The 4,940-nt window shown below is 54.9% G+C and carries 8 protein-coding genes; 4 read left to right on the top strand and 4 right to left on the bottom strand.

Annotated elements, in window-relative coordinates:
• Positions 1-135: 135 nt before the first annotated feature.
• The gene (locus ACZRJQ_RS21970) at positions 136-780 is read left to right on the top strand and encodes a hypothetical protein (protein WP_463898475.1); all 645 of its coding nucleotides are present in this window, start codon (positions 136-138) and stop codon (positions 778-780) included.
• Between the two features lie 51 nt (positions 781-831).
• On the opposite strand, the gene ACZRJQ_RS21965 is transcribed toward ACZRJQ_RS21970, so the two are convergent.
• The 3 genes from ACZRJQ_RS21965 to ACZRJQ_RS21955 form a co-directional block, all read right to left on the bottom strand.
• Positions 832-1,107 (bottom strand): type II toxin-antitoxin system RelE/ParE family toxin, encoded by a 276-nt coding sequence (locus tag ACZRJQ_RS21965; protein WP_073514996.1) that lies wholly within the window; start codon positions 1,105-1,107, stop codon positions 832-834.
• On the bottom strand, positions 1,085-1,285 hold the full coding sequence (gene relB / locus ACZRJQ_RS21960; protein WP_073514997.1) for a type II toxin-antitoxin system RelB family antitoxin: 201 nt from the start codon (positions 1,283-1,285) through the stop codon (positions 1,085-1,087). Before relB ends, ACZRJQ_RS21965 begins: the two co-directional genes overlap by 23 nt.
• Before the next feature lie 89 nt (positions 1,286-1,374).
• Positions 1,375-1,980: a replication/maintenance protein RepL gene (locus ACZRJQ_RS21955; RefSeq protein WP_073514998.1), complete on the bottom strand. Its 606-nt coding sequence runs from the start codon at positions 1,978-1,980 to the stop codon at positions 1,375-1,377.
• Positions 1,981-2,674: 694 nt separating this feature from the next.
• Here ACZRJQ_RS21955 and ACZRJQ_RS21950 point away from each other — a divergent pair.
• Positions 2,675-3,010: a hypothetical protein gene (locus ACZRJQ_RS21950; protein WP_073514999.1), complete on the top strand. Its 336-nt coding sequence runs from the start codon at positions 2,675-2,677 to the stop codon at positions 3,008-3,010.
• A gap of 41 nt (positions 3,011-3,051) precedes the next feature.
• A complete protein-coding gene (locus tag ACZRJQ_RS21945) occupies positions 3,052-3,378 on the top strand; it encodes a hypothetical protein (RefSeq protein WP_125878547.1) in 327 nt (108 codons plus the stop codon).
• Between the two features lie 56 nt (positions 3,379-3,434).
• Here the strand turns inward: ACZRJQ_RS21945 and ACZRJQ_RS21940 are convergent, their stop codons facing one another.
• Entirely contained in the window at positions 3,435-3,719 is a 285-nt protein-coding gene (locus ACZRJQ_RS21940) for a hypothetical protein (RefSeq protein WP_073515000.1), read from the bottom strand.
• 111 nt (positions 3,720-3,830) lie between these two features.
• Between ACZRJQ_RS21940 and mobQ the strand changes: the two genes are divergently transcribed.
• On the top strand, positions 3,831-4,940 hold a 1,110-nt coding region (mobQ, locus tag ACZRJQ_RS21935), incomplete at its 3' end, for a MobQ family relaxase (RefSeq protein ID WP_463980357.1).

Genomic DNA, 4,940 nt, shown 5'->3' with positions numbered 1-4,940 from the left:
GCCCGGGCGGTGCAAGAGCGACAGCGAGCAGAGGCGCGAACGGCGAAAGAGCGAGAGCGCCAAGCGTCGCGGCCTCCAGTGCGAAACGGGCCGAAGCGAGACGGCCCAGATTTTGGAATGTGATCGAGGTTTAGCGTGAGCGAAGAACAAGCCATCTACGGGCTGATTGTCACCGCCCAGGAACAGCAGAAGATTGCCGGCGACCAACTCGCCACTTTGGGCGAGCTGAAAACGACCATCCGCCAAGCTGGCGAGGCCGTGCAGGCCATGCGGCTGGCGGGTGATGCCTCGGCGGCGGTTATCGAGAAGGCCACGCGAATTGCGGTCGATAAGGCCCTGCAGGACGTGTTGGAGCGTGTTTCGGATAAAGCGCGCTCATCCATCGTGGATGCGATAAAACCCGCTATAAGCGCATTACAGGCGGTATCAGGCGATGCCGTAGGGGCAGGGCAAGAACTTCGCGATTCGATCAGTTGGGTGGGCTGGAAGTGGTTTGCGGTTTGCGTGGCGGCTGCGTTCGGCTTGTTCACGGCCATGATGCTGGGCGTGGTGCTGCTGGTTCCGTCTGCGCGTGATCTGGCTGCCCTGCGGGCGGAGAAAGCAGACCTAGAAGCGAGCGTGGCCGCCCTCGAACGTCGAGGGGGGCGCGTACAGCTGACCAATTGCGGCGATAAAAAACGCCTTTGCGCGCTCATCGACCCCGAGCAGTTCAACAGCAATGGCACTGTCAAACAGTTCGGCGAAAAAGATGAGCACTGGATGATCCTCAAAGGCTACTAGCGCCTGTCGGCATCGTCCGATGCCCGGCGGCGGTGCCACAAAAAGATGCGCCTAGGGATATTCCTGTCGAGCGTGTAGCACCCGCAGCACGTCGATGGCGTCAGTGCCTACCAGGTAGATCACCACGTAGTTTGGGTGCACGACGCATTCACGAGTGCCGATCACGCGGCCTGCTCGGAACAGGTAGGGGGCGGATGGGAGACCCTCAACGGTTCTCAATATGACGGCGTGCAGTGCCTCGGCTGCGAGCGGGTTGCGCTGTTCGATGTAGTCGATGATATCCACCAGGTCGGTGGTGGCCTCGTCAGTCCAGCGAACGGCTTGCACGAAGCTTCCTGCGCTCTTCTAGGGCTGCCTGGACCTTCGACATAGCCTCATCGTGGGCCAGTCGTGGCTTGGTGCTGTTCATGGCTTCCAGCACCTTGGCACGGAACCAGCGGTCATAGCTGGCCGCTTGTTCGTCGGTCTCGAACTCAGAAACGATAGGGGACAGTTGGGCGCTCATGGCGGGCCTCCGGTGTTCATGAGGGTCAGTCTAACGCATGGGCCAGATGCCTAAAGCCATTTGTTTGAGTCGTGCGTGTGCCGCTTCGATCATGCTTCAGCTCCGGCGTCAGAAGTTCCGCTCACCCAGTCGAGGGTGTTGGGATCGCGGGCTGGCGGCTTGTCAGCCCCTTTCCTGCGGTATTCGGTGATGAACTTGACGCGATCCCCCTTGAAGAACAGAGCTGGATTGACCCAGAAGGTGGATGGAGAGCGAGGGGCGAGAAACTGCTTGGCTAGAAGCTCCTTGAGGCCGCGTTGGAACGTTTTTTCGCTCATATCCACGGCCCGCCCAGACAGGCCATCGTTGAACCATGCTAACTCGATGCTCTCGGCGAAGCCCTGACGCATAGGGGCCCGCTCGTACTCCTGCAGGACCAACTGGAACACTCGCGATGCAGTGCGGCCAAGGTCGAATGCAGCGGCCACACCAGCGGCAAAGACCTTCACGAAAGAGGCGTCGTCCCGCTCATCCACGGTGTAAATCGCAGCGGTCTGGCGGATCTCGCCGGTGCGTGTGCTCACTAGCTCCTCTGATGTGCCCGTCTTCACGTACCGCTTCTTCACGGTCACCTCAGTGGGCTCTAGCAAGGGGTTGGCTAGGGGGCTGTACTCAAGCTTGCGGAGGTTGATCGTTACAGACATATCGGAGGCCATTTTTGTCCTTTGGTGAGACACACACTATGCCTTCAAAAGACAAAAAACAACATATTTATGTCCCATAATGTCCTGAGTTTGTCTCGGGATGTCCTGAGTTTGTCTCGGGATTTCCCGTGGCGTATGGGCGAAAAGGTCGTTTGCTTCTCACTCTGTTACTACGCGCTCTTGATCTGGCTCTTGCAGTGGCTTTTGCCCTTCTTAAAAAAGCTCAAAGAGCCAGGTTGTTCACTAGATCAAGGTGGCTCCCAGTGCAGTGACCGAAGGGCGCTGCGCTGGGGGACGCCCAACAAGCGAAGCGCGTTAGGACGGTGGGTCAGGCACCGCAATCTTGGCTTAGATCCAGCGGCCTTCCAGTCCCTGTGCGCCGTCCAAATCCGCGCAAGGGGGATAGGTCGTAGTGCGGCTGCTTCGCTCCTTCACGCCGCGCCTTCGGCATGCGCACTTCGTGCGCCTGTAAAAATGATAGAGGTCAGTTTCATTGCTCGCCAAACGCCACTGCTGTGCTGCGTTTTCGAGTAGTTGTATTTTGGTTAATATGCCATAGACTAGGAAGTTACGATGTTCGTGGTTGCCATCAATAAAATTGAGAATGACACTGCGTATAAATTATATTTAAAATTAGTCACGGATATATTAAGGCTATTCCCCTAGGGGTTTGTGGCTCTTTAGTTAAACTTTTTTGGCGGATATTATGGATAATGTTTTTGGAAATAAAGTTAAAGACCACGGTCAGCAGAAGAAAACTCAAGACGAAATAGAGTTTGAGCTGCTTGTGGCAGAAGTCACCCCTCTTGGGTTTGTTACTTCAAAAGAACTATCATCATACATTGTTAAAAACAAACTATATGAGAAATACGGAAATATATCAGGTATTTTAAGAATGGAGAAATCTGGAATTAATTGGGACTTCAAAGGTGGCTTTTCCAAAAAAATCTATGCCAGACTATGCTCAAGACTAGGCTTAAACGACGAGGGAACCTCAGCAAAAGCTACTGATTTCAAGTCATTTAAAGAATTAAAGAATTAACTAATAGATGTTATCTATTATATTAAATATGAGTGTAATAAATGCAGATTAGAAAAATAATTATTAAACCCTTATCCTTGTTTTCGATATTATTTATTGGAGCGTTAGCTGAGGCGAATGATTATGTCATTGGCAAAGGATATTTAATTCCACCTGGAGTTGTTTATTGCGACGCAAACGCAATTGAAAATCAAGTTGAATTTTTGGCTGCTGGAATTAAAAAGCGTGTCGGTGGCTGCTATGTAACAGCAATTAGTAATAACGCAAAAATGTTGAAGGATTATCCTGATCGAGGATTTAGTGTGTGGGTTTTTTTAGACGGTGATAGTTACTACAAAGCTTATCTTCCTAATGCGTTACTTAAATAGCTACTCAGGGTTCGATAGAGCAGGTATTACCACTCTTTAGCCCCTAATCCACCAAATCATTCAGATTTTCCCACCAGTCGTTTGAATGCTTCTGAGCCTTGCCCATCTTCTCCCAGCACTGCCAATCGCTCAGCCGGGCGCGTCAGGAATCCATCCAGCAACGTCAACAGGGCCGCGCGCTTGTCAGTGGATTGGGTTTGTTGGTGTAGCACCGCAGCACCTACCAAAATCTTGACCCGATCTTCGGCCTTTTTGGCTGTGGCTCGTTGTCGTGCTTCTGCCTGCTGAATCTTGGCGGTGAGTTGGTCACGCTTGCGTTTCAGATCATCTAAATCAGCCATTCGTTTACTGTCTCTTGAGGTGTCTGTTTCGACCATTCTACGCTAGAGTATCGGCGTGCACAGTCAAACCCTGAAAGAAGAGAAGGGCGCACTTAGGCAAACTGCGTTTGCGTGCGGATCAAAATCAAAAACCAAGCAGGATCAAAAGCCGTGGCACTCGCATCTGCATCGTGTAAGACAGTCAGTCGTGGTAGTGGGCGTTCCGCCACTGCTGCCGCTGCCTATAGAACGGCGGAGAAGATCACCGATATGCGTACTGGCGAAGTTCATGACTACCGCCGGAGAGGCGGCGTAGATCATGTGTCGATGCACTTACCTATGGGTGCGCCGTCAATGACCACTGACCAGCTTTGGAACAAGGTCGAGGCCAGCGAAAAGCGGAAAAACTCGACCGTCGCTCGCGAGCTTGTCGTAGCGCTTCCGAACGAACTTAACCAGGAGCAACGCCGGGAGCTGGCCGAGCGGATTGCTGGTCAACTGGTCGAGCGATACCAAGTTGCCGCGCAGGTTGCTGTGCATCTGCCCGACGCGGAAGGCGATCAGCGCAACCACCACGCCCACATCCTGTTCAGCACCCGGCAGATGGACGCCAACGGTGACTTTGGCGGGAAGACTCGCCAGCTAGACGACCTCAAGACGGGGCCGCAAGAAGTGCTGTGGATGCGTGGGATGGTCGAGACCGAGGCTAATTTCGGGCTTGAGCAGGCCGGTTCTGCGGAGCGCATCGACATGCGCAGCCTTGCCGATCAGCGCGCCGCCGCCCTCGATGTTGGCGATGTGGATCGAGCAGCGGAGTTGGACCGACCGGCGACCATCCACGAAGGCCCGCGGGTCACGCAGATCCGGCGCGAAGCGGCTCGGGCTGGACGTGCGCCGCTGGGGGCACTGAATCGAGCGGCAGCCAACGACCAGAACCGGCAGCTTGGCCGCGACCGTGCCGAACTGCGGCAGGTGTCGGCGCAGATTATCGACTTCCAAGCAGCGCGGGAGCGCCGTCTGCAAGCGGCCCAGCCGGGCATGGATGCCTTCATGGCGGGATTCCGGGCGCATCAGGACAAGCAAGCGAAGGTGGACGCCGAGCGGGCGCGGTTGCTGGCAGAGCTAGAGAAACAGCGAGCAGAGGCCCGGGCGGTGCAAGAGCGACAGCGAGCAGAGGCGCGAACGGCGAAAGAGCGAGAGCGCCAAGCGTCGCGGCCTCCAGTGCGAAACGGGCCGAAGCGA

It is taken from the genome of Pseudomonas sp. E315 (assembly GCF_055406205.1).
Note: the sequence above shows the minus strand (reverse complement) of the source record. Positions and strands in the feature narration are given on the sequence as shown.

Coding starts and splice junctions, on each gene's coding strand:
- relB (WP_073514997.1), bottom strand. CDS start 1,285: ATGAGCGCCCAACTGTCCCCTATCGTTTCTGAGTTCGAGACCGACGAA.
- ACZRJQ_RS21955 (WP_073514998.1), bottom strand. CDS start 1,980: ATGGCCTCCGATATGTCTGTAACGATCAACCTCCGCAAGCTTGAGTAC.
- ACZRJQ_RS21950 (WP_073514999.1), top strand. CDS start 2,675: ATGGATAATGTTTTTGGAAATAAAGTTAAAGACCACGGTCAGCAGAAG.
- ACZRJQ_RS21945 (WP_125878547.1), top strand. CDS start 3,052: ATGCAGATTAGAAAAATAATTATTAAACCCTTATCCTTGTTTTCGATA.
- ACZRJQ_RS21940 (WP_073515000.1), bottom strand. CDS start 3,719: ATGGCTGATTTAGATGATCTGAAACGCAAGCGTGACCAACTCACCGCC.